Here is a 21,197-nt window from a genome sequence, read left to right as displayed (position 1 = left end):
CGCATCAACCCCGCCTTGGCACCGAACGCCGACTGCGACGACACCAACTGCGGAATATGAGCATCCAACAAACTCATGACTCTCCTTCTCTCCCTTGTCGATTCGAATTCTTTGTACGGCTAGCCGCCGGAAATCCCATAGGTCGCGGCGGCCGCCGCATCACCGGCGATGTAGCTCGCCCCCGCGGCGCCGACGCCGACGCCGGCCCGCCCGAGTTCTTCGACGCCCTGGGCCGCGATGGCCGCATGCTGCTGGCCCGCAGCGCTGAACCCGGCAGCAGTTTGCAGCGATACCGGGTCGGCCGCCGGCGGCACCACCGCGGTGATCAACGGCGCCGCTGCGGCGTGCGCGGCGGCCAGCCGCGCGGTCAGCGCTTCCACCGCAGCGCTGGCAGCGGCCAGTCCTTCGGGAACCACTCGCAACGTCATGAGTCACACTCCTCTGCCAGGTTTGTCCAATTATCGGGGAAAGCGGGCTATTTCGTGCGCTTAACGATGGTTCACCTCCGATTGATCATCAGGTTCCCACGTGTTCGGCAACATCGGGACGCGTGGCGCGGGATCGTCGTCGGCGATCAACCCCACCGGCCTGGCTCCGCGCTCGGGTGCGACACCGGCGAATCCCAGTGTGCCCGCGTTTCTGCCCGACGCACTGACCAAGGCCAACCGGTCGTCGACGGCCACGTTCTCCGTCGGATCCAGATCCGCGTATTCCCGACCGCGGCCCACCACAGAAGCTCTGGTGCGACGGCGTTTTGGCGCACCGGTGGGCTCCTCGGGTGCGGGCGCCGGCGCCGCGACAGCGGCATCGTCGGGCTCCGATGCCTTCCTCCGCGCTGCGCTGGCCGACCCCCGTTTGGCCGCCAAGCTCAAACCCCCCACCAGGTAGCCGTAGTCCGGCATACCCAGACCGATGCCCGAACCGGTGACCGACGGGGGCGCGGCAGTCGGTGGCGTCACCGGTGCGGGGGCAGGCGACGGCGTCACCGCTTCCACGGCAGTCGGCGTCGGGCCTGGCGTGGAAGACGGGACGCTGGGGACCAACGCCGCCACCGGCGGTGGGGGAGTCGCGCCGGGCAGCGGAGGCGGCGCCGCCGCGGCCAATGCCAGCAAACCTTTGACACCCAGCGGCGCCAGTACCGCTCCGGCCGCCAGCGGCACCAGCGGAGCGGTCAGCAGCGGCACGACGGCCAGCGTCAGGACCAGAGTGCTCTCCAACGTCGTCTTCAGCAGGGCGATGGTGTCGGTGACCACGGTGCCGATGATCTCGACGGTGACGAACAAGATGGTGAAACCGATGGTCGCCGGATTGCCGGACGCGAACGCCGCGGTGAGGTCGAGCGCGACGAACGAGAACATCTGGGACAGCAGTGCCACATAGGTCGCGAGGTCCATCGGGTAGCCGAGGGCGAACGCGATGTTCAGCGGACTGAAGTAGGTGAGCGGATTGCCGAGGATGACCAGGTAGGGGTCGAAACCGCCGAACATCGCCTGGAAGTACGGGAGATTGGCGATCGCGTCGATGAACGGCTGGATGACGTCGTTGTAGAAAGTGGTGTAGGTCTGCCACAACCACTGCTGGAACTGCTCGAATGGAGTGCTGGATTCCGCTGCTGTGGCGGCCCGCTGCGCCTCGGCTCGCAGGATCTCCGGAGCCGGACCGGTTTGCGGGGTGGCGGTCACCGCCGCCGTGGACAACGCCTCGTAGGTGCCCATCACGGTTGCGGCTTGGATCCACATGCGTGCGTAGTCGGCCTCATTGAGTGCGATCGGAATGGTGTTGATGCCAAAGAAGTTGGTGACCGTCAACACCGCGTGCGTGGCGTGATTGGCGGCCAGTTCCACCAGGGTCGGCATCGCCGCGAGCGCGCTCGTGTAAGCGACGGCGGTGGCGTGCTGTTGGGCCGCCTTCGCTGCGCTGTCGGCGCCGGCCTGCGTCAGCCACGCCAGATACGGCGCATGGGCGGCCACATAGCCGGCCGCCGTCGGGCCGGCCCAAGCGCCCGCCGTCACATCGGCCAGCAGCGCGGACAACTCGTCGGCCGCTTCGGTGTAGGTCACGCTGAGTGCGGTCCACTCCGCCGCGGACGCCTCTAATGGGCCCGGTCCGGGCCCGCTGCTCAACAGCGCTGAATGCAGTTCCGGCGGCGAAGCCAACCAGATCGGGGCGGTCATCGAACGTTCCTTTGACACGACGGGATGCCCGTCGCCACTCCCAGAACGCCCAGCCGCTGGAACGATGACATTCCAGCAAAGGCCGTCCGCCCAGTCCACGAGGCGACGTGCGCCGGACACGACGCGTCCGGCACAGCTGGCAGGTCTTCGGACTCACAGGCACGCACCTTCGGTGCACCTACTGGCCGTCGCTTCCCGGCCCGGGCTATGGGCCAGTGCTTATGACGGCGTTCGTTCCTGCATACCGCTGCGGGACAGTCCCGGATTTCCACCGGGTTCCCTCTTGCGACGAACCTGAAGGAGCGTTCGCCGCTCGATGCCGGCGACTCCTCACGTTGCCACCAGCAAACCAGCTGCGGGCATCAGAATACTTGACACCCCGCCCTTGAGGCCAGTCGTCGCGAAGGACTGGCATGCTCGTGCTGATGTCTGGGCTGCTGGTGGCGGGTACGACGAGCGACGCCGGCAAGAGCACCGTCGCCGCCGGACTGTGCCGCGCCCTGGTGCGGCGCGGAGTGCGGGTGGCGCCCTTCAAAGCGCAGAACATGTCCAACAACTCGATGGTCTGTGTTGGTGCGGACGGCGCGGGAGCAGAGATCGGGCGCGCGCAATGGGTGCAGGCACTCGCGGCTCGAGTCGTGCCTGAGCCCGCCATGAACCCGGTGCTGCTCAAGCCGGGCAGCGACCACCGCAGCCACGTGGTGTTGATGGGCAGACCGTGGGGGGAGTTGGACTCGACGGATTGGTTCCAAGGACGCCGGACGCTCGCCGCGGCGGCACACCGCGCCTTCGACGACCTCGCCGGCCGCTACGACGTCATTGTCGCCGAAGGGGCCGGCAGTCCGGCCGAAATCAACTTGCGCGCAGGCGATTACGTCAACATGGGACTGGCCCGGCACGCGGGACTGCCGACTGTGGTGGTCGGTGACATCGACCGCGGCGGGGTGTTCGCAGCGTTTCTGGGCACCGTCGCGCTGCTGTCCGCCGAGGACCAGGCGTTGATCGCGGGGTTCGTGGTCAACAAGTTCCGCGGTGACCTCGACCTGCTCGCGCCGGGTCTGCGTGACCTGGAACGGCTCACCGGGCGACGGGCGTACGGCACCCTGCCGTGGCATCCCGACCTGTGGCTGGACTCGGAGGACGCGCTCGATCTGACGGGCCGGCGCGCAGCCGGGCCGGCCCGCCGGGTGGTCGTGGTGCGGCTTCCCCGGATCAGCAACTTCACCGACATCGACGCTTTGGGGCTGGAACCCGAAGTGGACGTCGTGTTCGCCGCAGACCCCCGGGCGCTGGGCGATGCGGACCTCATCGTGCTGCCGGGTACCCGCGCGACGATCGCCGACCTGGCCTGGTTGCGCTCGCGGGACTTGGACCGCGCGGTGCGGCTGCACGTCGCGGCGGGTAAGCCACTGCTGGGGATCTGCGGCGGGTTCCAGATGCTGGGCCGGGTGATCCGGGACCCGCATGGCGTCGAAGGGGCTGGACCTGCCGAGGTCCCCGGCCTTGGTCTGCTCGACGTGACGACGACGTTCGACGCCCAGAAGGTGCTGCGGCTGCCGCGCGGTGAGGGGCTGGGGGTGCCGGCGTCCGGGTACGAGATTCACCACGGCCGGGTGGAGGTCGGCGCCGCAGACCCGTTTCCCGGCGGTGCGCGCGCCGCTGCCGTGTTCGGCACCATGTGGCACGGTTCTCTGGAAGGTGACGCCCTGCGCGAGGTCTTCCTGCGTGAGACACTCGGGATCGCCCCGTCGGGCACCCGCTTCGGCACTGCCCGCGAGCGCCGCCTCGACCTGCTCGGCGATCTCGTCGACCAGCACCTCGACGTCGACGCACTACTCGAGTTGGCCCGGCGCGGGAGCCCGCCGGCGCTGCCCTTCCTCCCGCCGGGAGCGCCGTGAGGTCGGCCTTGAGGTCCCAAACTTCTAGAACACGTTCTAGTGTGTCAATTTATGGGATTCCTGAAGCCCCAACTGCCGGAAGTCGACTTCGCCGAGTGGAGCAAGGGCACGCGCGCTGAGAAGATCCGTCCGATGGCCCGGCACTGGGCCGAGGTGGGTTTCGGCACGCCGGTGGTGCTGCACCTGTTCTACGTCGGCAAGATCCTGCTGTACATCCTCATCGGGTGGCTGATCGTGTTGAGCACCAAGGGAATCGACGGGTTCACCAATGTCCGGTCGTGGTACGCCGAGCCCATCGTGTTCGAGAAGGTCGTGCTCTACACCATGTTGTTCGAGGTGGTCGGGCTGGGCTGCGGCTTCGGGCCGCTGAACAACCGGTTCTTCCCGCCGCTGGGTTCGATCCTGTACTGGCTACGGTTCGGCACCATCCGGCTGCCACCGTGGCCGGATCGGGTGCCGCTGACCTTTGGCACCAAACGCAAGCCGGTCGACGTGGCGCTGTATGCGCTGCTGCTGATCTTGCTGTTCACCGCGTTGTTCACCGACGGCAGCGGCCCGATACCGGAGGTGGGCAGCAAGGTCGGGCTGCTGCCGATGTGGCAGATCGTGGCGATCCTGTTGGTGCTGGGCGCATGTGGGCTGCGCGACAAAGTCATTTTCCTGGCCGCGCGCGGCGAGGTCTACGGATCGCTGACGGTGACCTTCTTGTTCGGCGGTATCGACATGATCGTCGCCGCCAAGCTGGTGTTCCTGGTGATCTGGATGGGGGCGGCCACCTCAAAGCTCAACAAGCACTTCCCGTTCGTCATCTCGACGATGATGTCCAACAACCCGCTGATGCGGACCCGTTGGCTCAAGCGGCGCTTCTTCGAAAAGTTTCCCGACGACCTGCGCCCCGGCCGGCTGTCCCGGATCATCGCCCACATCAGCACATTCATCGAGATGTGTGTGCCGCCGGTGCTGTTCTTCGCCGGCGGCGGGTGGCCGTTGACGGTGGCCGCCACCGTCATGGTGCTCTTCCACCTGGGGATCTTGTCCGCAATCCCGATGGGGGTGCCGCTCGAATGGAACGTCTTCATGATCTTCGGGGTGCTGACGCTGTTCGTCGGCCATCCCAAGCTCGGGCTGGGTGACCTCAGACACCCTGTGCCGGTTGCCATTCTGTTCGCGTTGTTGGTGGGCATTGTCATCGCGGGCAACCTGGTGCCGCGCAAGATCTCCTTCCTGCCCGGCATGCGGTACTACGCCGGGAACTGGGACACCACCCTGTGGTGCATGAAACCCTCTGCGAGCGAGAAGATCTCGCGGGGCATTGTCGCCATCGCCAGCATGCCGCAGGCACAGCTGGAGCGGTATTACGGCAGTCCGGAGGCGGCGCAGATACCGATCTACATGGGCTATGCGTTTCGTGGGTTCAACACCCACGGCCGAGGGCTGTTCACGCTGGCGCACCGGGCGATGGCCGGCCAGAACGAGGACGACTACGTGATCACCGACGGGGAGCGGATCTGCAGCACCGCGATCGGCTGGAATTTCGGCGACGGCCACCTGCACAACGAACAGTTGATCCAGGCCATGCAGCGGCGGTGCCAATTCGAACCCGGCGAGGTGCGGGTGGTGCTGCTCGACGCGCAGCCCATCCACCGGCAAACCCAGCGCTATCGGCTGTACGACGCCGCCACAGGGGAATTCGAGCACGGCTACCTGCGGGTGGCCGACATGGTGACCCGGCAGCCCTGGGCCGACGACGTGCCGGTCCAGGTGCTGTCGGAGTGACTCTCCTCGCGTCGAGTGTCACGCTGGCGTGGCGGTGGACGCCGAACGTCACGCTGGCGTGACGCTCGGCGAGCGTGGCAGCGTGGCGAGACTTTCCTCGCGTCCAGTGTCACGCTGGCGTGGCGGTGGACGCCGAACGTCACGCTGGCGTGACGCTCGGCGAGCGTGGCAAGACTCTCCTCGCGTCGACTGTCACGCTGGGGTGGCGGTGGACGCCGAACGTCACGCTGGCGTGACGCTCGGCGAGCGTGGGCGCTACAGACCCGCGCGCACCTCCTGCGCCGCGGCCACCATGTGCTCCAGCGACGCGGTCACCTCATCGGTCCGGCGGGTCTTGAGGCCGCAGTCGGGGTTTACCCAAAGACGCTGTGAGGGGACAGCTTTCAATGCTTCCCGCAACGACTTGACCATCTCCTGCGTACTCGGCACCCGTGGTGAGTGGATGTCGTAGACGCCGGGGCCGACACTGTTGGAGAATCCGATCGCGTTGAGGTCGTCGAGGACCTCCATGTGCGACCGCGCCGCCTCGATGGAGGTGACGTCTGCGTCCAGGTCGGCGATGGCGCCGATCACCTCGCCGAACTCCGAATAGCACAGATGGGTGTGGATCTGGGTGGAGTCATCCACCCCGGAGGTGGCCAATCGGAAAGCCGCCACGGCCCACTGCAGATACTCGTCCTGCTCGGCGCGTCGCAGCGGCAGCAGTTCCCGCAACGCCGGCTCGTCGACCTGGATCACCGCGATCCCGGCCGACTGCAGATCCACCGTCTCGTCCCGGATCGCCAGGGCGACCTGGTTGGCGGTGTCGGCCAGCGGCTGATCGTCGCGGACGAATGACCACGCCAGGATGGTCACCGGACCGGTCAGCATACCCTTCACCGGCTGTTCGGTCAGCGACTGCGCATAGGTGATCCACTCGACCGTCATCGGGTGCGGCCGGGACACATCGCCGAACAGGATCGGCGGGCGGACACAGCGGCTGCCGTAGGACTGCACCCAGCCGTTGTCGGTGGCGAAGAAGCCGTCGAGCTGTTCGGCGAAGTACTGCACCATGTCGTTGCGTTCCGGCTCGCCGTGCACCAACACGTCCAGCCCGAGTTGCTCCTGCAGTTTGATGACGTCGGCGATCTCGGCTTTCATCCGACGCTCGTACTCCGTCTGGTCGATCTCGCCGGATCGCAGCGCGGCCCGTGCGACGCGGATCGCCGAGGTCTGCGGGTAAGAACCGATCGTCGTGGTGGGCAACACAGGCAGCTGCAGCCGCGCCTCCTGACTGGCCCGCCGCTCAGCCGGGTCACCGCGATGCGTGCCGGACGCCACGATGTCATTGATGCGGGCGCGGACGCGATCGTTGTGCAAGCGCGGATCCTGCTTGCGCGAGGCCACCGCCGCATTGGATGCCTCGATCTCATCGGCGACCGCCTCGCGTCCCTCGCGCAGTGCACGCGCGAGAACGACGACCTCTTGCACCTTCTCGGCGCCGAACGCCAGCCAACTGCGCAGTGCATCGTCCAGGCCGGTTTCGGGTTCCAGCGAATACGGGACGTGCAAGGTTGAGCACGACGTCGACACCGCCACCGTGGCCGCCGAGCCCAGCAGACTCGCCAGCTTGCTCAGCGCGGACTGCAAGTCCGTGCGCCAGATGTTGCGGCCGTCCACCACGCCGGCCACCAGCGTCTTGTCGGCCAGTTCTGGAACGGCCGCGATCCCCGTGTCAGCGCCGTAGACCAGGTCGACACCGATGGCCTCGACGGGTGTGCGGGCCAGCCCTGCCAGCGACGCGCCCGGGTTGCCGAAGTAGGTGGCGACGTAGATCGACGGCCGGTGGGCCACTCCACCCAGAGCGTTGTAGACCGCCTCCGCGAGTGCCGGAGCGTCGGGGGAGATGTCAGTGACCAGGGCGGGCTCGTCGAACTGGACCCACAGGGCGCCGCTGTCGGCGATCAGCGCCAGCAGTTCGGTGTAGATCGGCACCAGTTCCTGCAATCGTTCGATGGGAGCCGTAGCGCCGTCTACGGCCTTGCTGAGCAGCAGGAACGTGACCGGACCGATGATGACGGGACGCGCGGGGACGCCCAGCTCGTGGGCTTCCTCCAGCTCGGCGAGCACCTTGTCGGGGTGCAGCCCGAACCGGGTGGACGGGCCTATCTCAGGGACCAGATAGTGGTAGTTGGTGTCGAACCACTTGGTCATTTCCAGCGGCGATATCTCGTCGTTGCCGCGCGCCGCCGCGAAGTAGCGGTCCAGCTCGTCAGAAACCCCACCGACGCGGGCCGGCAGCGCGCCGAGCAGGACCGCGGTGTCGAGCATCTGGTCGTAGTAGGAGAACGTGTTCACCGGCACCGAGTCCAGGCCGGCGGCGGCCAGCTGAGTCCAGGTGTCGCGGCGCAGCGACGCGGCGACCGACTCCAGGTCGGATCGGCTGGTGCGGCCGGCCCAGTAGCCCTCGGTTGCGCGCTTGAGTTCGCGGCGCGGGCCGATGCGGGGGGAGCCGGTGATGGTGGCGGTGAATTTCGGAGAAGTTGGTGCGGTCACGAGCTGGTCCTTCGGATTCGACGGTGTGGACACCGCCCGCGGACGCGCAACCGATCGCGCTACGGCATGCATCAACCGCAACGGCCCCGGCCAAACGCCCATTCCACGAGGCGATGTGCCGCCGAACGCGGCGCGTCCGGCACAGCTGGCAGGTCTTCGGACTCACAGGCGCGCACCGGGTGGTGCTCCTACTGGCCGTCGCTTCCCAGTCCGTTCACGGGACCAGTGCTTGTCAAAGACGGCGGTCGTTCCTGCATACCGCTGCGGGACAGTTCCGGATTCTCACCGGATTCCCTCTCGCGAGCCATCAAGGCCTCGCTTGATGCCGGCGCCACAGGTGCGACGACGGCAGACCAGCTGCGTCGCCAAGGCTACTCTGTGCGCGATCTTCAGGTCGCCAGCGCTTCGGCGATCGGGACGTCGCCGTTGTTGAACTCGACGGTCCGGCCGATTGTCGAGTCGTCGGCGAGGACGGCGGCGGCGACGGCTGCCACGTCGGCCCGCGCTACCGATCCTTTGGCTTCGCCTATCGCGATGCGCCCGGTTCCCGGGTCTTCGGTGAGTCGGCCCGGTCCCAGCACGGTCCAGTCCAGGTCGGTGGCGCGCAGGTGTTCGTCCGCGGCCGCTTTGGCCTCGGCGTAGGCGAAGAACGAGTCATCCTCAGGCACACCGTGGTTCGCCCCGGCGCCGAAGTAGGACACCATGACGAACCGGCTGACGCCGGCCTGCGCTGCCGCGTCGATCACCCGGATCGCGGCATCGCGGTCCACGGCATAGGTGCGCGCCGCGTCGCCGCCACCGGCCCCGGCGGCGAAGACGACGGCGTCGTGACCCGCCAGCAGGCCGGCAATGTCGTCGGTGCCGAGCTCCTCGATGTCGGCCGTGGTCGGTTCGGCACCGGTGTCCGCAACGTCGCTGGTGTGGCCGGGATTGCGGACGATCGAGGTCACCTGGTCGCCACGCTCGGTCAGGATTCGGGCCAGCTGCAATGCGACCTTGCCGTGGCCGCCGATGATGATGATGTTCGCCATGACGTCGACGTTACGCGTGGCACCCGAAACGGATGACTGGTCTACTTGCCGCGCACCGCGACGCCGCGCAACACGGTGTCCCGCGCCAGGATGAGCGACGTGCGGGTGCCCACCTCGCGCAGGATGTTCTCCGGTATCCACTGCATGCCGATGACGCAGCGCGCCAACATGGTGGCCGACGGCGCCTCGAGGCGGATCTCTGCAGACCGGATGCCTTCGGAGAGCAGCGATTTCATCTGACGCAACCGGGTCGTGTAGGACCAACCCGGGTTGACCGCGTCGCGGGGCGGAGACTGACGCATCCACGCGAGTTGAATCCTGAACTCATCGGAGAACTGGTCCAGAGCGTTGACATTGACCCAGCTCAGCGCGTCCAGCTTTTCGATGGTCGTCGCCTCCGCACGCAACACGGCGACCCATCCGGCTTCGACCTTCTGGCCGAACGAGCGCATGATCGACGCCAGCAGTTCGTCTTTGGAACCGATCACCCGGTAGACGGTGCCGGTACCCAATCCGGCTGCCGATGCGATGTCGCGGATGGTGGTGACTTCGTACCCCTTGCGGCCGAACTCCGTTCGGGCCACCGCACGTAAGTGAGCCGCTTTATCGCTCGGGTCGGCTTCGTTGTCGTCGGCCCATGTGTCGATGACGTCGGTGGCCGCGCTGAAAGCCTTCGACCGATCCAGCACCCGATCCGCAGGTGGTCGGCATGCCAAGCCCTGCAAGATGATTCGACACAGCAATGCCGCCACCTGGTCGGCTGAGGAATTGTGCCGCATGACGTCCAGACCGACCTGCAGCATGGTCTGACAAATCCGATCGGCCAGGATCGGCAGATCGGCGTCGGTGATGTAGCCACTGGATCGAGCGGCGCGCAGCGTCTGCAGCATCGCCTCCTGCACTGCGGTGGGCTGCTGGCGGGTCAGCTTCATCAATTCGGGGTCCGCGCTGGGGCCCTCGTAGAACGACATCTGCAGCGCAGCCCGGTGTCGCACCGCGCAGTTGGCGATCGCGCGGCCCAACTCGACGATCTTTTCGGCGGGCGGACGCGGATCCGGCTCGTCCAGCTTGGCCTGAGCGCTCTGCCCGATGCGGTCCAAATCGGCCTGGTAGCGACGAATCAGCTCGACCAGAATCGCCTCTTTGGACTCGAAATGGTGGTAGAGGCTACCCGGGAGAATGCCTGCCGCATCGGCGATCTCCTGCAGCGAGGTACGCAGACCCGAGGAAGCGATCAGCGAAGCAGCGGTCTCGAGGATCTCGGTCCGCCGGGTCCCGCTTTCGATTGCGCTGTCGGTCATGGTCGGCGGCGCGCCAGCCTGCCGGACGACGCGGATCGCAGAGCGAACACCATGCGAATCGCGTCCTCCCGCCGAACCAAATCTTTGTTAGAGGTTATCAGACTGGCCGCGGCAAACGCGCTGCTTACAGACCCGCGACGGACGCGTTGACCATGCTAAATGGGCGGGCCGGTCCAGTGGTTGGATGCAACGACTTTCTCGATCGGCACTCGCGGAGCTGGCCGGAACGTGTGGCCGGCGCGCAGCCGCCCGACAGGTAGCAGACAACCCTGGACGTAGCTCGCTGGAATGCCGAGCAACTCGCCGACCGCGGCCTCGTGATGCAGGTGCAGCGTCGTGATGCACGTGCCGTAGCCGCGGGTGTGCAGTGCCAGCTGGAAGTTCCATACCGCGGGGAAGATCGAGCCGTACAGCGTCGCCAGATGGAACGACTCGTCACCCTCGATGCGAGGCAGATACGGCTGGTAGCACGGGATGACGAGCACCGGCACCCGGGACATGTTGTCGACCAGCCACCCGGTGGATGACATCAGCCGACTCTCCGGCGTCCCGGCCGGCAGGAACTTGGCGAGCAGTTGGCCGCCGACCCGACGCAGATAGGCCTCCCGATAGAACTGTGCGATCTGCTCGCGCACATCCGGGTCGGTGACCACCAGCCACCGCCAGGTCTGCGAATTCGAGCCGTTCGCGGCCTGCAGCCCGGTTTGCAGGCAGGCGCGAATCTCGGCCGGATCGACGGGAGCATCCAGGTCCAGGGACTTGCGCGCGGACCGGGTGGCGCTGAGCAGGTAATCGATATCCATGATCAGGTGCTTCCGGCGAGCTGTACGCCCACCTCGGTGAGATAACGATCGGGGCTGCCGAGATACGCGCTCCAACTGAGCAGCCGCTTGAGGTAGAGGTGCGCATCGTGTTCCCAGGTGAAACCGATGCCGCCGAAAACCTGAATCGCGGTGTCGCCGACGGCGGCCAACCGGCCGGCGAAAGCTTTGGCCCGCAACGCCGCCAGGTGCCGCTGCTCGGGACACGAGTCGGCGGCCCACAGTGCGTGCACCACACCGCTGCGCGCCAGCTCCACCGTCTCATACATGTCGACGCAGAGATGTTGGACGGCCTGGAAAGACCCGATCGGCTGGTCGAATTGCCTTCGCGTCTTGGCATATTCGACGGTCATGTCCAGCACGGCCCGCGCGGCCCCGAGTGCGTCGGCGGCCATCGCGATGAGGACGTCGTCGATCACCGCGTCGATGGCGTCGGGGGTCAGCGTACCGAGCCGCTGTGCGCCGGCGTTGTCGAAATCGACCCGAAACTGCTTGCGGGTCTTGTCGATACCGCGCTCGGGTGTCATGGTGACGCCGGGGTCGGTGGTCTCGACCGCGAACAGCGCGGTGCCGTCCTCGTCTTCGGCAAGGACCAGCAGCAGATCGGCCGCCGCCGCGTCGGGCACCGTCAACGGCGGCGAGCAGACACAAACGCCCCCGTTTCGGGACGAAATGAGGGGCTTTTGTGACTGCTCGGCCAAGACCGCAACCGTGGTGCCGTCGGCGATCCCGCGCAGGATCCGCCCGGCCGGATCGCCGCCGAGACGGGTCAGGATCCGCGCGGCCGCCACGGCAGTGGACAACCAGGGGCCCGGGTGCAGCGCGGCGCCGAGTTCTTCGGCGACGATGCCGGCCTCCACCATCGTCATCCCGGCGCCGCCGAGTTCGTCCGGCACCAGCAGGCCGGTGGCCCCCAGCTCGGCCAGGCCGCGCCACACCGCATCGGTGGTACCGGTGGGATCGTCGAGCAGCAGACGCACATGCTCCGAAATCGGTGCCCGCTCAACGAGAAATCGTCGCACCGTGGCACGCAGGGCGAGTTGCTCTTCGGTCAGTTCGAGGTTCATCGGCGCGGCAACCCCAGGACGCGCTGTGCGGTGATGTTCTTGTTGATCTGACTCGTGCCGCCGGCGATGGTCAGCGACCGCGACGACAACCGGTAGTCGGCCCAGTGGCCGTGCACGCCGCGGGTGCCCAGTACGTCGAAAGCCAGAGCGGCCAGGCTCTGCCCGACCTCACCCCATACGGTCTTGGCCAGGCTGGCCGCCGCAAGTGCCTGCTGCTCGGATCCGCCGTGCAACGTCGCGGAAATGCCGCGCAGGCAGAGCACTTCCAGATACTTGATCCGCACGCCGAGTTCACCCAGCCGGCGCAGCACTACCGGGTCCTGCAGCGCGGCGCCACCATCCACCGCCGCCAGGTCGGCGATCAGCTCGTCCAGTCGCACATGCAATTCGGCGTAAAGCCGCGCCGCACCGGCACGTTCGTGGCTCAGCGTGGTGGTGGCGACCTGCCAGCCCGCGTTGAGCGGCCCGAGCAGCGCGTCGGCGGGCACCCGCACGTCGTGGAAGAACACCTCGGCAAAATCGGTGTCGCCGTTGAGGGTCACCAGCGGACGCGCCTCGATGCCGGGCAGCGTCATGTCCACGATCAGGCACGAGATGCCCTTGTGTTTCGGGGCGTCCGGATCGGTGCGGACGTAGAGCTGGCACCACTTGGCCTTATGGCCCAGCGAGGTCCAGATCTTCTGCCCGGTGACCACGAATTCGTCGCCGTCGCGAACCGCCTTGGTGCGTAGTGCGGCCAGGTCGGAACCTGCCTCGGGTTCGGACATGCCCTGGCACCAGATGTCGTCGGCTCGCATCATCCGGGGCAGCAGGGTGGTCTTCTGCGATTCGGTGCCGTACTGCATGATCGCCGGCGCAATATTGTTCATCCCGATCACATTGAGCGGCAACGGCGCTCGCGCCCGGGTGGTCTCCTCGGTGTACACCAGTTGTTCGAGGACGGTGGCACCGCGGCCACCGTATTCCCGCGGCCAGGCGACGGCACCCCAGCCCGCGTCGGCCGCGGTCGCGTCCCAGGCGCGCAGCTGTTCGAATACCGCGTCATCACGGGCGGACGGTCGCCGGGCGGCGCGCAATTCGTCGGTCAGATTCGTCGACAACCAGTTGCGCAACTCGTCGCGGAAGCGCTCAACTTCCACCGGGTATGAGAAGTCCACGTTTCCTATTCGACCCCATGCGATCGGCTACGGCCAAGCCGAACTCTACGTTGGAACAGATATTTGGTCAATCACGGCGGATCCCCGTCGGTGGAGCGACTCTCGTTGACTGCGCCGCGACCCGACCTTACGGTGGAACAGATATTTGGTCATCGAAAGGTGGTGGTCGCGGGTGGGGAAGGACGCACCAGTAGGTGCGGGGCTGGGCATGCTCGCCTCCGCCCTGGCCGGTCGTCCGGTAGCGGTCGTGGCCCTGCAATCGGGTGCGGCGGCGTGGACCGATGGCCAGACGATCTATCTGGATCCGTCGGACACCGTCCGCCGTCAGCGCGAGATGGTTGCGGTGCAGGCCTCTTTGATCGCGGCGGGCAGCCTCCAACCCGAGGTCGTGCGAGCACTGGTCCGGCACCGACGACTGGCCAACCGCTATCTGTCGATCGAAGCACACCGCGCCCTGGTCGCCCACCGCGACCTGTTGCCGACAGCGCTGGCTTCCCTGGGTGATCGCGACATCGCCGATCGCAGCGACTCGCCGGCCGCTTCATTGCGAATCGCCGAAGGACGCACCGTGCTCGACGACCCCGCGCAAGTATTCGGTGTTTTCCGCGCCGCTAAGGTGCTGGCCGCGTGCGAGCGGCAGGTGGAAGCCACGGAACAGGCTGGCGCCCAACATGTTCCGCGGAGCACGAAGGCGCAGGAGCCGGAGCGGCTCGAGGAGCAGGACGACGATGAGATCGACGATTCCGACGATCCCGACCTGTTCACCAGCCCGGTCGGCGGCGGCGGTTTCATCGGCAAGTGGCTCAAGAAGATGCTGTCGTCCGCACGCAAGACCGGCGGCGGGGGCGGACCGCCCGGCGCGGACGACCCGACGCATCACACCGACTCCGGAAAGCGCGGGGCGTACGCCGTGTCGTCGCTGGCGTCGACGTCGAGTGAGGACGACCGGATTCATCAGGCGCAGGCCGGCGGTGCGCGATATCCCGAATGGGATGCGGGCAACAAACGCTATCGGCCTGCCTGGTGCACCGTGCGCGAGGTCGAACCCACGATCAAGGCCGCCGCCACCCAGGCGATCGACGGCGCGATCTTCGTGCGGCGTCCACTGTCTCGACTCGGCATGGGTCTGCACCGCCGCCATCGTCAGTCGCAGGGCGACGACATCGACATCGACGCAGCGGTGGAGGCCCGCGTCGAGATACGGGCCGGCTCGGCGCCCGAGGAAGCGGTGTACCTGGACAGTCTGCGGCGACGGCGGGACCTGTCGGTGCTGTTGTTGCTTGACGTGTCAGGGTCGACCGCCGAGCCCGGCACGGTGGGGCGCACGGTGCACGAGCAGCAGCGCGCGGCGGTCGCCAACCTGGCCGTTGCGCTGCACGACCTGGGGGACCGGGTGGCGCTCTACGCGTACTACTCGCAAGGGCGGGGTGCGGTGAACATGGTGCCGGTCAAGCGGTTTGATGACCATTTCGACACGCGCGTGATGAGACGGCTCAACAGCCTGGAGCCGGGTGCGTATTCACGGTTGGGCGCGGCGATCCGGCACGGTTCGACGGTGCTGGAGGCGCGCGGCGGCACGGCGCGACGGTTGCTGGTGGTGTTGTCCGACGGCCTGGCCTATGACCACGGCTACGAGCGGCCCTACGGTGCGGCCGACGCGCGCCGCGCATTGTCCGAAGCGCGTCGGCGAGGCACCGGATGCGTGTGTCTGACGATCGGCGCGGGAACTGATGTGCAGTCGTTGCGCCGTGTTTTCGGCAGCACCGCGCACGCGACAATCGCCCGCCCGGATCAGCTCGCCGGAGTGATCGGTCCACTGTTTAGGTCCGCCCTGCGCGCCGCGGAGGTCCAGCGCCGCGTGTCATGATCTGTTGTCCCAGAACAGCGTTCGCGTGTTCACGCCGATCGGTACAGCAGCGGCCCTCGCACTTGAAACAAACATCTGTTCCGGCTACGCTGCTACCTACGGCGGGAGAAGGGAAGCCATGGCCAACGAGTCCGGACTCGCTTACCGGAACGGCGCAACCCCTGAGGTGAAGAACTTGCGGCCCTACTACAAGGCGGTCGGCCGGGAGGAGGCCGTGTTCAAAGCGGCGTACCGCCAGGGCCTGGCGCTGGTCCTGAAAGGCCCGACGGGCTGCGGCAAGACCCGGTTCGTCGAAGCGATGGCACACGACCTGGGCCGGCCATTGATCACCGTCGCCTGTCACGACGACCTCACCACTGCCGATCTGGTCGGGCGGTATCTGTTGCGCGGCGACGAGACGGTGTGGGTGGACGGCCCACTGACCCGGGCGGTGCGCGAAGGCGCGATCTGTTATCTGGACGAGGTGGTGGAGGCTCGGCAGGACACCACGGTGGTGTTGCATCCGCTCGCAGACTACCGGCGGCAACTGCCCATCGAGCGGCTGGGCGAAACGCTGGACGCGGCACCCGGATTCGGTCTGGTGGTGTCGTACAACCCCGGCTACCAGAGCGTGCTCAAGGATCTCAAGGACTCGACGCGCCAACGTATGGTCGCCATCGAATTCGATTTCCCCGCACCGGATGTCGAAGAGGGGATCGTGGCGCACGAGGCGGGGGTGGATGCGGACACGGCTGCCGAACTGGTGCGATTCGGACAGGCCATCCGCCGGCTGGAGACCGGTGGACTCCGCGAGGTCGCCTCGACCCGGGTGCTCATCGCAGCCGGCAGGCTGGTGGCGGAGGGGCTGAGCATGCCGGAGGCGGCGCTGGCCGCGATAGCCGGACCGCTGACCGACGACGCGGCAGTGGGTAAGGCCCTGGCCGAGATGATCGAGGTGTACCTCGGCGCTGCCAACGGGGCTGGCAATTGACGCCGCATATCACCGGCGTTAGGGTCTGAACAAATATTAGGTTTGTGATGATTGCGGTCCCACGCAGTCGTCCGGGGAGGTCAGATGTCCTACGAAAGCCAGGCGGAACCGATCAAGGTCGGCTACCTGATGGATTTCAAGCTGCCGCCGGGCTTCCCGGAGGACCTGTTCGCCTCCTTCACCCAGACTTTCGACCTCATCTTCGAAGAGGCCGTCGCCCAGGGCCTGATGGACCGTCCGGTGCAGATGATCTACCGCGAGGTCGAAGGTCTACCCAAAGGTTCGGTGAAAGCGGTGATCGACGCCTACGGCGAACTCGTCGACGAGGGCTGTCTGGTGGTCTTCGGTCCGAACATCACCGACAACTGCGTTCCGTTGCGCGAAGCGATCGAGGAGCGATTCAAGGTTCCGGCCATCAGTGTGACGGGCACCGACGACTGGCTGGGGGAGTGGACCTTCGCGTTCCCCCAGGGCTCGATGACCGACGAGCCCATCTTCCTGGCCGACCTCATCGCGAAACGCGAACTCACCGAGATCGGGGTTCTGGTGGAGCAGAGCCTGATCGGTGAGAGCTACCTGAAGAACCTGCGAAGTGCCTGTCGGCGCAAAGGGATTCGAATCGTCGCCGAGGTGACGGTGGCACAGACCGCCCAGGACATCAACGAGGCGGTGCGAACCCTGCACGAGGCCAAGTCCGAAGCGATCGTGCACCTGGGCTTCGGCTTCGGGATCGTCTTCATCAATCCCGCGTTGCAGGCCGTCGACTGGGACCCGCCCCGCTTCACCACCACCGCCTGGCAGAACGCGTGGGTCAACCCGATCATGTGGAACGCGTTCATGGGCTGGACCGGGGTGGACCAGTACGACGAGGCCAACCAGATCGGGCAGGACTTCCTGGACGCCTATGCGCAGAAATACGACGGCAGTCGCCCCGAATTCTGTGTGACCGTGGTGAATCGCGATGTCGCCGCCACCCTGGTGCGGGCGTTCACCGATGCCCACCCGCTGAGTCCACGCGGGGTCAAGGAAGCACTGGAGCGGGTCAAGATGATGCCTGCGGCCTCCGGCGCGCCCGGCACTCGGGTGTCGTTCGGCAAGTGGACCCGTCGGGCGTGGATGGGCGCCGGCTATCTGGTGGCGCGAACCCTGGACGCCGATGGGGTCAACTCGCATTTGGTCGATCGGTTCGGAGAGTGAGGCGCGCCAGCGATGAGTACTGATCAAACCGTTGTGGCAGAACAGAAGTCACCCGCGCTGGCCGAGAAGCGCAAGTGGGGCGGCTGGGTCGCGGGCGCCGCGCTGGCGGCGTTCGCGCTGTTCTTCATCGTCAACTGTCGCACCGCCCTTGATCCGCGGGTGGCCAACCCCAACGTGCAGGGCCGGCCACGCCCCGTCGAATTCATGTTCGGCCTGGACTACATCACCTTCCTGGACAGTGCTACCGCGGTGGCGTTGGTGGTGCTGCTGGTGGTGTTCATCAGGGGATGGCGACGCAATCCGGGCAGTCCGGCGATGCTGATGTTCCTGTGCACCACGCTGATTGTGTGGCAGGACCCGATCATGAACTGGGCGCCGTTCGCGGTCTACAACCCCGACCTCATCCACTGGCCGGAGTCCTGGCCGCTGGTGTCGTTGTCGCCGACGGTGGAGCCGTTCGTCGTCTTCGGTTACGTGATGTTCTATTTCGGCCCGTACTTCCCGGCGGTGTGGATTCTGCGCAAACTGCAGGCCAGGAAAGGGCCCCAGCATTTCGTGTCCAAGCACCCGTTGGTCAGTTTGGGTCTGATCACCTGTGCGATCGGCTTCGTGATGGATGCCTTGCTGGAGAACACCCTTGTGCACTGGGGCATGTACATCTACTCGCAGGTGATTCCGTGGGGATCGGTGTTCACCGGGACCACCTTCCAGTTCCCGCTGATCTGGGAATCGTTCTCGGTGACCTTCGTGATGGTGCCCGCGGCGATCCTCTGCTATCGCGACGACACCGGAAAAGCTGTGGCCGAAAAGCTGGCCGCGAAAGCGAAGCTCTTCCCGAGTAGACCGGTGCTGGGCACCTTCCTGGTCATGTTCGCCATCATCAACGTGTCCTACTTCGCCTACGGCGCTTGGTTCGCCGCCATCAAAGCCAGCGGGTTGGCCACGTCGGTCGCCTGTCCGTGGCCGTACCCGGAAGCCAAAGTGTATGACCCGCAGGGCTTTTACGAGAAGGCCGGTGCCCCGGGACCGTACTCGGTGGGCATCTGGTCGACGTGGGCGAGTGGGATGCCGAACGGACGGCCGCACGTCGACCCGCCGCCGCCGGGTGAGGGCGCGTGCGCCGTCGGGCAAGGCACCGACAAACATGGCTGAGCCGCGCACCGTCGTCATCACCGGGGCGTCCCGCGGGCTGGGATTCGCCTCCGCGGTGCGGTTGTACCGTGAGGGGTGGCGCGTTGTTGCGGCCATGCGATCGCCAGAAGCGGCACTTGCGGTGCTGCGACAGGCCACCGGGGCGACACCGGAGGACGACCGGCTGATCGGGGTGGAGCTCGAGCTCACCGACGCCGCGTCCATTGCGGCGGCTGCAAAGTCGATCGAAGCAGCCGTCGGCGCTCCGTATGCGCTGGTGCACAACGCGGGCATCTCCGCCGCCGGAATGGTGGAAGAGACCGATATGGCGTTGTGGCAGAGGATGTTCGACACCAGCGTCCTGGGACCCGTTGCGCTCACGCAGGCGTTGCTGCCCTCGATGCGCGCCGCCGGACAGGGGCGCATCGTGCTGGTGTCCAGCGCCGCCGGCGTGCGCGGACAGCCTGCCACCGCGCCGTATTCGGCGGCCAAGGGCGCACTGGAGCGTTGGGGTGAAGCCATGGCCTGCGAGGTCGCGCCATTCGGCCTCGGCGTCACCGTCTTGGTGTCCGGCACCTACGACACCGACATCATTACCGACGCAGGCACCATCGACGACCGCGACTTCAGTGGGCCGTACGCCCGGTTGCACACCACGATGGACACCCGCGGGCGCTTTGCGATGAAACTCGCCAGGCCGCCCGAGCGCTTCACCGACGGACTGGTTAAGGCACTGGACGACCGGGTGCCGTTCCGGCGCCGCGGGGTGGGGCCGGATGCGTCAATGTTGTTGGCGTTGAGCAGGATTCTGCCCGCAGCAGGTATGCACCACATGTCGCGGGTCATCCTGGGCATACCGAGACAAGGGGCTATGCAGGACGGGGTATGGCCGTTGACGATCGATCAGCGCGCCATGGTGTTCGCGGCACGGGTGCTGCCGCAGTCGGTACTGCAGCGCCTGGCGGCGCGCCGCCGGGAGGCAAGTGATGGGGAGGATGCGCATGGAACAGCTGTTTGACGATCTGGACGACTTCGGCGCTTTCGACGACGCGATCTCGGGAGACGTCCGCGACCCGTACACCGAACTGGCGAGGCTGCGCCGCGAGGAGCCGGTACAGCGCCTCGAGACGTCGGGGGCGCTGCCGCACGAGGAATCGCTGCCGATGTTCATCGTGTACCGGCACGAGGACATCCAGCAGATGTTGCGCGACAACGAAACCTACTCCTCGGCAGCGGTCATTGCGGCCTTCGGTCCGGTGCTCGGTGACCGGGTGATGCTCGGCATGGACGAGCCGGTCCACGGCCGGCTGCGGTCGCTGGTCTCCAAGGCGTTCTCCCAGAAGTCCCTGGCGCGCTACCAAGACGAATTGGTCGCCCGGGTGGCCAACAGCCTGATCGACGAGTTCGCGCCCAACGGCAGGGCGGATCTGGTCAAGGAGTTCACCTTCGACTACCCCAGCCAGATCATCGCGGGGTTGCTGGGCCTGCCGGAAGAGGACTACCCGCAGTTCCAGCGGTGGTCGATCTCGCTGCTGAGCTGGCTGATGAACCCCGAGCGCGGGCTCGCCGCCGCCGCGGCGCTGTGTGAGTACTTCGCGCCGATTCTCGAGGCTCGGCGCGCCGAGCCGAAGGACGATCTGATCAGTGCCCTCGGCGCGGCCGAGATCGACGGGCAGAAGCTCGCCGACGAGGAGATCTTCTCGTTTCTGCGCCTGTTGCTGCCGGCCGGCGTGGAGACGACATACCGGTCGCTGGGCAGTCTGCTGCTCGCACTGCTGAAAGACCCCGCCCAATTGGAAGCGATCCGCGCGGACCGCTCGCTGCTGCCGCAGGCGATCGAGGAAGGCGTGCGGTGGGAGTCGCCGCTGCTCACCATCACCCGGGTGACCACCCGTGACACCGAATTAGGCGGGGTGGCCATCCCGGCCGGTGCCACGGTGATGCCGATGCTGGGTTCGGCGAACCGGCAGGAAGACCGGTACGACGACCCGGACACGTTCAACATCCACCGCCCTCCCAAGGCGAATCTCGGCTGGGGACACGGCGTCCACGTCTGCCTGGGTATGCACCTGGCCCGGCTGGAGATGCGCACCGCGATCAATCTGCTGCTGGACCGGTTGCCCAACCTGCGGCTGGACCCCGACGCCGACGACCCGCACGTCCGCGGGCAGGTCTTCCGGTCGCCCACCTCGGTTCCGGTGCTGTTCGACCCCCGGTAGCGGACCCCGCAGCGGCCGCAACTTGCCAATCGGCTAGTTTCCGGTAAGGCTCT

General features: G+C 66.8%; 16 protein-coding genes, 1 pseudogene and 2 riboswitches. Of the genes and pseudogenes, 8 read left to right on the top strand and 9 right to left on the bottom strand.

What is annotated here, in order from left to right:
- The 3 genes and pseudogenes from esxG to ACZYZ9_RS13770 all read right to left on the bottom strand — a co-directional run.
- Positions 1–77 (bottom strand): annotated as a pseudogene (gene esxG, locus ACZYZ9_RS13780) (type VII secretion system protein EsxG); the annotation flags it as partial.
- A 42-nt stretch (positions 78–119) separates the two neighbouring features.
- Positions 120–428 (bottom strand): PE family protein, encoded by a 309-nt coding sequence (locus tag ACZYZ9_RS13775; RefSeq protein WP_463826793.1) that lies wholly within the window; start codon positions 426–428, stop codon positions 120–122.
- A gap of 60 nt (positions 429–488) precedes the next feature.
- A complete protein-coding gene (locus ACZYZ9_RS13770) occupies positions 489–2,174 on the bottom strand; it encodes a PPE domain-containing protein (protein ID WP_463826792.1) in 1,686 nt (561 codons plus the stop codon).
- 121 nt (positions 2,175–2,295) lie between these two features.
- Positions 2,296–2,513, bottom strand: a riboswitch (cobalamin riboswitch).
- Between the two features lie 86 nt (positions 2,514–2,599).
- On the opposite strand from ACZYZ9_RS13770, the gene ACZYZ9_RS13765 reads away from it, so the two are divergent.
- Together ACZYZ9_RS13765 and ACZYZ9_RS13760 are read left to right on the top strand one after the other, a co-directional pair.
- Entirely contained in the window at positions 2,600–4,072 is a 1,473-nt protein-coding gene (locus tag ACZYZ9_RS13765; protein WP_463826791.1) for a cobyric acid synthase, read from the top strand.
- 51 nt (positions 4,073–4,123) lie between these two features.
- Positions 4,124–5,848 carry a DUF3556 domain-containing protein gene (locus ACZYZ9_RS13760; protein ID WP_463826790.1) on the top strand — a complete coding sequence of 575 codons (1,725 nt, stop codon included), beginning with the start codon at positions 4,124–4,126 and terminating at the stop codon, positions 5,846–5,848.
- 255 nt (positions 5,849–6,103) lie between these two features.
- Here the strand turns inward: ACZYZ9_RS13760 and metE are convergent, their stop codons facing one another.
- From metE to ACZYZ9_RS13730, 6 genes are all read right to left on the bottom strand, one after another.
- Positions 6,104–8,455: a 5-methyltetrahydropteroyltriglutamate--homocysteine S-methyltransferase gene (metE, locus tag ACZYZ9_RS13755; RefSeq protein ID WP_463826828.1), complete on the bottom strand. Its 2,352-nt coding sequence runs from the start codon at positions 8,453–8,455 to the stop codon at positions 6,104–6,106.
- A 58-nt stretch (positions 8,456–8,513) separates the two neighbouring features.
- Positions 8,514–8,707, bottom strand: a riboswitch (cobalamin riboswitch).
- Positions 8,708–8,772: 65 nt separating this feature from the next.
- Entirely contained in the window at positions 8,773–9,414 is a 642-nt protein-coding gene (locus ACZYZ9_RS13750; protein ID WP_463826789.1) for an NAD(P)H-binding protein, read from the bottom strand.
- Between the two features lie 41 nt (positions 9,415–9,455).
- Entirely contained in the window at positions 9,456–10,715 is a 1,260-nt protein-coding gene (locus ACZYZ9_RS13745) for a TetR/AcrR family transcriptional regulator (protein WP_463826788.1), read from the bottom strand.
- A 155-nt stretch (positions 10,716–10,870) separates the two neighbouring features.
- The gene (locus ACZYZ9_RS13740) at positions 10,871–11,518 is read right to left on the bottom strand and encodes a nitroreductase family protein (protein ID WP_463826787.1); all 648 of its coding nucleotides are present in this window, start codon (positions 11,516–11,518) and stop codon (positions 10,871–10,873) included.
- A 2-nt stretch (positions 11,519–11,520) separates the two neighbouring features.
- Positions 11,521–12,603, bottom strand: coding sequence for an acyl-CoA dehydrogenase family protein (locus ACZYZ9_RS13735; RefSeq protein WP_463826786.1), 1,083 nt, complete (start codon positions 12,601–12,603; stop codon positions 11,521–11,523).
- Complete coding sequence (locus ACZYZ9_RS13730) at positions 12,600–13,760, bottom strand: acyl-CoA dehydrogenase family protein (RefSeq protein WP_463826785.1); 1,161 nt, start codon at positions 13,758–13,760, stop codon at positions 12,600–12,602. Before ACZYZ9_RS13730 ends, ACZYZ9_RS13735 begins: the two co-directional genes overlap by 4 nt.
- Positions 13,761–13,968: 208 nt before the next feature.
- On the opposite strand from ACZYZ9_RS13730, the gene ACZYZ9_RS13725 reads away from it, so the two are divergent.
- The 6 genes from ACZYZ9_RS13725 (at position 13,969) to ACZYZ9_RS13700 (ending at position 21,144) form a co-directional block, all read left to right on the top strand.
- A complete protein-coding gene (locus tag ACZYZ9_RS13725) occupies positions 13,969–15,627 on the top strand; it encodes a nitric oxide reductase activation protein NorD (RefSeq protein ID WP_463826827.1) in 1,659 nt (552 codons plus the stop codon).
- 118 nt (positions 15,628–15,745) lie between these two features.
- On the top strand, positions 15,746–16,597 hold the full coding sequence (locus ACZYZ9_RS13720) for an AAA family ATPase (protein ID WP_463826784.1): 852 nt from the start codon (positions 15,746–15,748) through the stop codon (positions 16,595–16,597).
- Positions 16,598–16,681: 84 nt separating this feature from the next.
- A complete protein-coding gene (locus ACZYZ9_RS13715; RefSeq protein WP_463826783.1) occupies positions 16,682–17,794 on the top strand; it encodes an ABC transporter substrate-binding protein in 1,113 nt (370 codons plus the stop codon).
- Positions 17,795–17,806: 12 nt separating this feature from the next.
- A complete protein-coding gene (locus ACZYZ9_RS13710; RefSeq protein WP_463826782.1) occupies positions 17,807–18,946 on the top strand; it encodes a spirocyclase AveC family protein in 1,140 nt (379 codons plus the stop codon).
- Positions 18,939–19,943: an SDR family oxidoreductase gene (locus tag ACZYZ9_RS13705; protein WP_463826781.1), complete on the top strand. Its 1,005-nt coding sequence runs from the start codon at positions 18,939–18,941 to the stop codon at positions 19,941–19,943. The genes ACZYZ9_RS13710 and ACZYZ9_RS13705 overlap by 8 nt, the downstream gene beginning before the upstream one ends.
- On the top strand, positions 19,927–21,144 hold the full coding sequence (locus ACZYZ9_RS13700) for a cytochrome P450 (RefSeq protein WP_463826780.1): 1,218 nt from the start codon (positions 19,927–19,929) through the stop codon (positions 21,142–21,144). Before ACZYZ9_RS13705 ends, ACZYZ9_RS13700 begins: the two co-directional genes overlap by 17 nt.
- Positions 21,145–21,197: the final 53 nt, after the last annotated feature.

The organism is Mycobacterium sp. IDUB_28 (assembly GCF_055419285.1).
The sequence above is the reverse complement of the archived record's forward strand: the minus strand, read 5'-3'. Positions and strand labels throughout refer to the sequence as shown.

What these genes read in the sequence shown, in the direction of transcription:
- ACZYZ9_RS13775 (WP_463826793.1), bottom strand. Translation starts at nt 428, where the DNA reads ATGACGTTGCGAGTGGTTCCCGAAGGACTGGCCGCTGCCAGCGCTGCG.
- ACZYZ9_RS13770 (WP_463826792.1), bottom strand. Translation starts at nt 2,174, where the DNA reads ATGACCGCCCCGATCTGGTTGGCTTCGCCGCCGGAACTGCATTCAGCG.
- ACZYZ9_RS13765 (WP_463826791.1), top strand. Translation starts at nt 2,600, where the DNA reads ATGTCTGGGCTGCTGGTGGCGGGTACGACGAGCGACGCCGGCAAGAGC.
- ACZYZ9_RS13760 (WP_463826790.1), top strand. Translation starts at nt 4,124, where the DNA reads ATGGGATTCCTGAAGCCCCAACTGCCGGAAGTCGACTTCGCCGAGTGG.
- metE (WP_463826828.1), bottom strand. Translation starts at nt 8,455, where the DNA reads ATGCATGCCGTAGCGCGATCGGTTGCGCGTCCGCGGGCGGTGTCCACA.
- ACZYZ9_RS13750 (WP_463826789.1), bottom strand. Translation starts at nt 9,414, where the DNA reads ATGGCGAACATCATCATCATCGGCGGCCACGGCAAGGTCGCATTGCAG.
- ACZYZ9_RS13745 (WP_463826788.1), bottom strand. Translation starts at nt 10,715, where the DNA reads ATGACCGACAGCGCAATCGAAAGCGGGACCCGGCGGACCGAGATCCTC.
- ACZYZ9_RS13740 (WP_463826787.1), bottom strand. Translation starts at nt 11,518, where the DNA reads ATGGATATCGATTACCTGCTCAGCGCCACCCGGTCCGCGCGCAAGTCC.
- ACZYZ9_RS13735 (WP_463826786.1), bottom strand. Translation starts at nt 12,603, where the DNA reads ATGAACCTCGAACTGACCGAAGAGCAACTCGCCCTGCGTGCCACGGTG.
- ACZYZ9_RS13725 (WP_463826827.1), top strand. Translation starts at nt 13,969, where the DNA reads ATGCTCGCCTCCGCCCTGGCCGGTCGTCCGGTAGCGGTCGTGGCCCTG.
- ACZYZ9_RS13720 (WP_463826784.1), top strand. Translation starts at nt 15,746, where the DNA reads ATGGCCAACGAGTCCGGACTCGCTTACCGGAACGGCGCAACCCCTGAG.
- ACZYZ9_RS13715 (WP_463826783.1), top strand. Translation starts at nt 16,682, where the DNA reads ATGTCCTACGAAAGCCAGGCGGAACCGATCAAGGTCGGCTACCTGATG.
- ACZYZ9_RS13710 (WP_463826782.1), top strand. Translation starts at nt 17,807, where the DNA reads ATGAGTACTGATCAAACCGTTGTGGCAGAACAGAAGTCACCCGCGCTG.
- ACZYZ9_RS13705 (WP_463826781.1), top strand. Translation starts at nt 18,939, where the DNA reads ATGGCTGAGCCGCGCACCGTCGTCATCACCGGGGCGTCCCGCGGGCTG.
- ACZYZ9_RS13700 (WP_463826780.1), top strand. Translation starts at nt 19,927, where the DNA reads ATGGAACAGCTGTTTGACGATCTGGACGACTTCGGCGCTTTCGACGAC.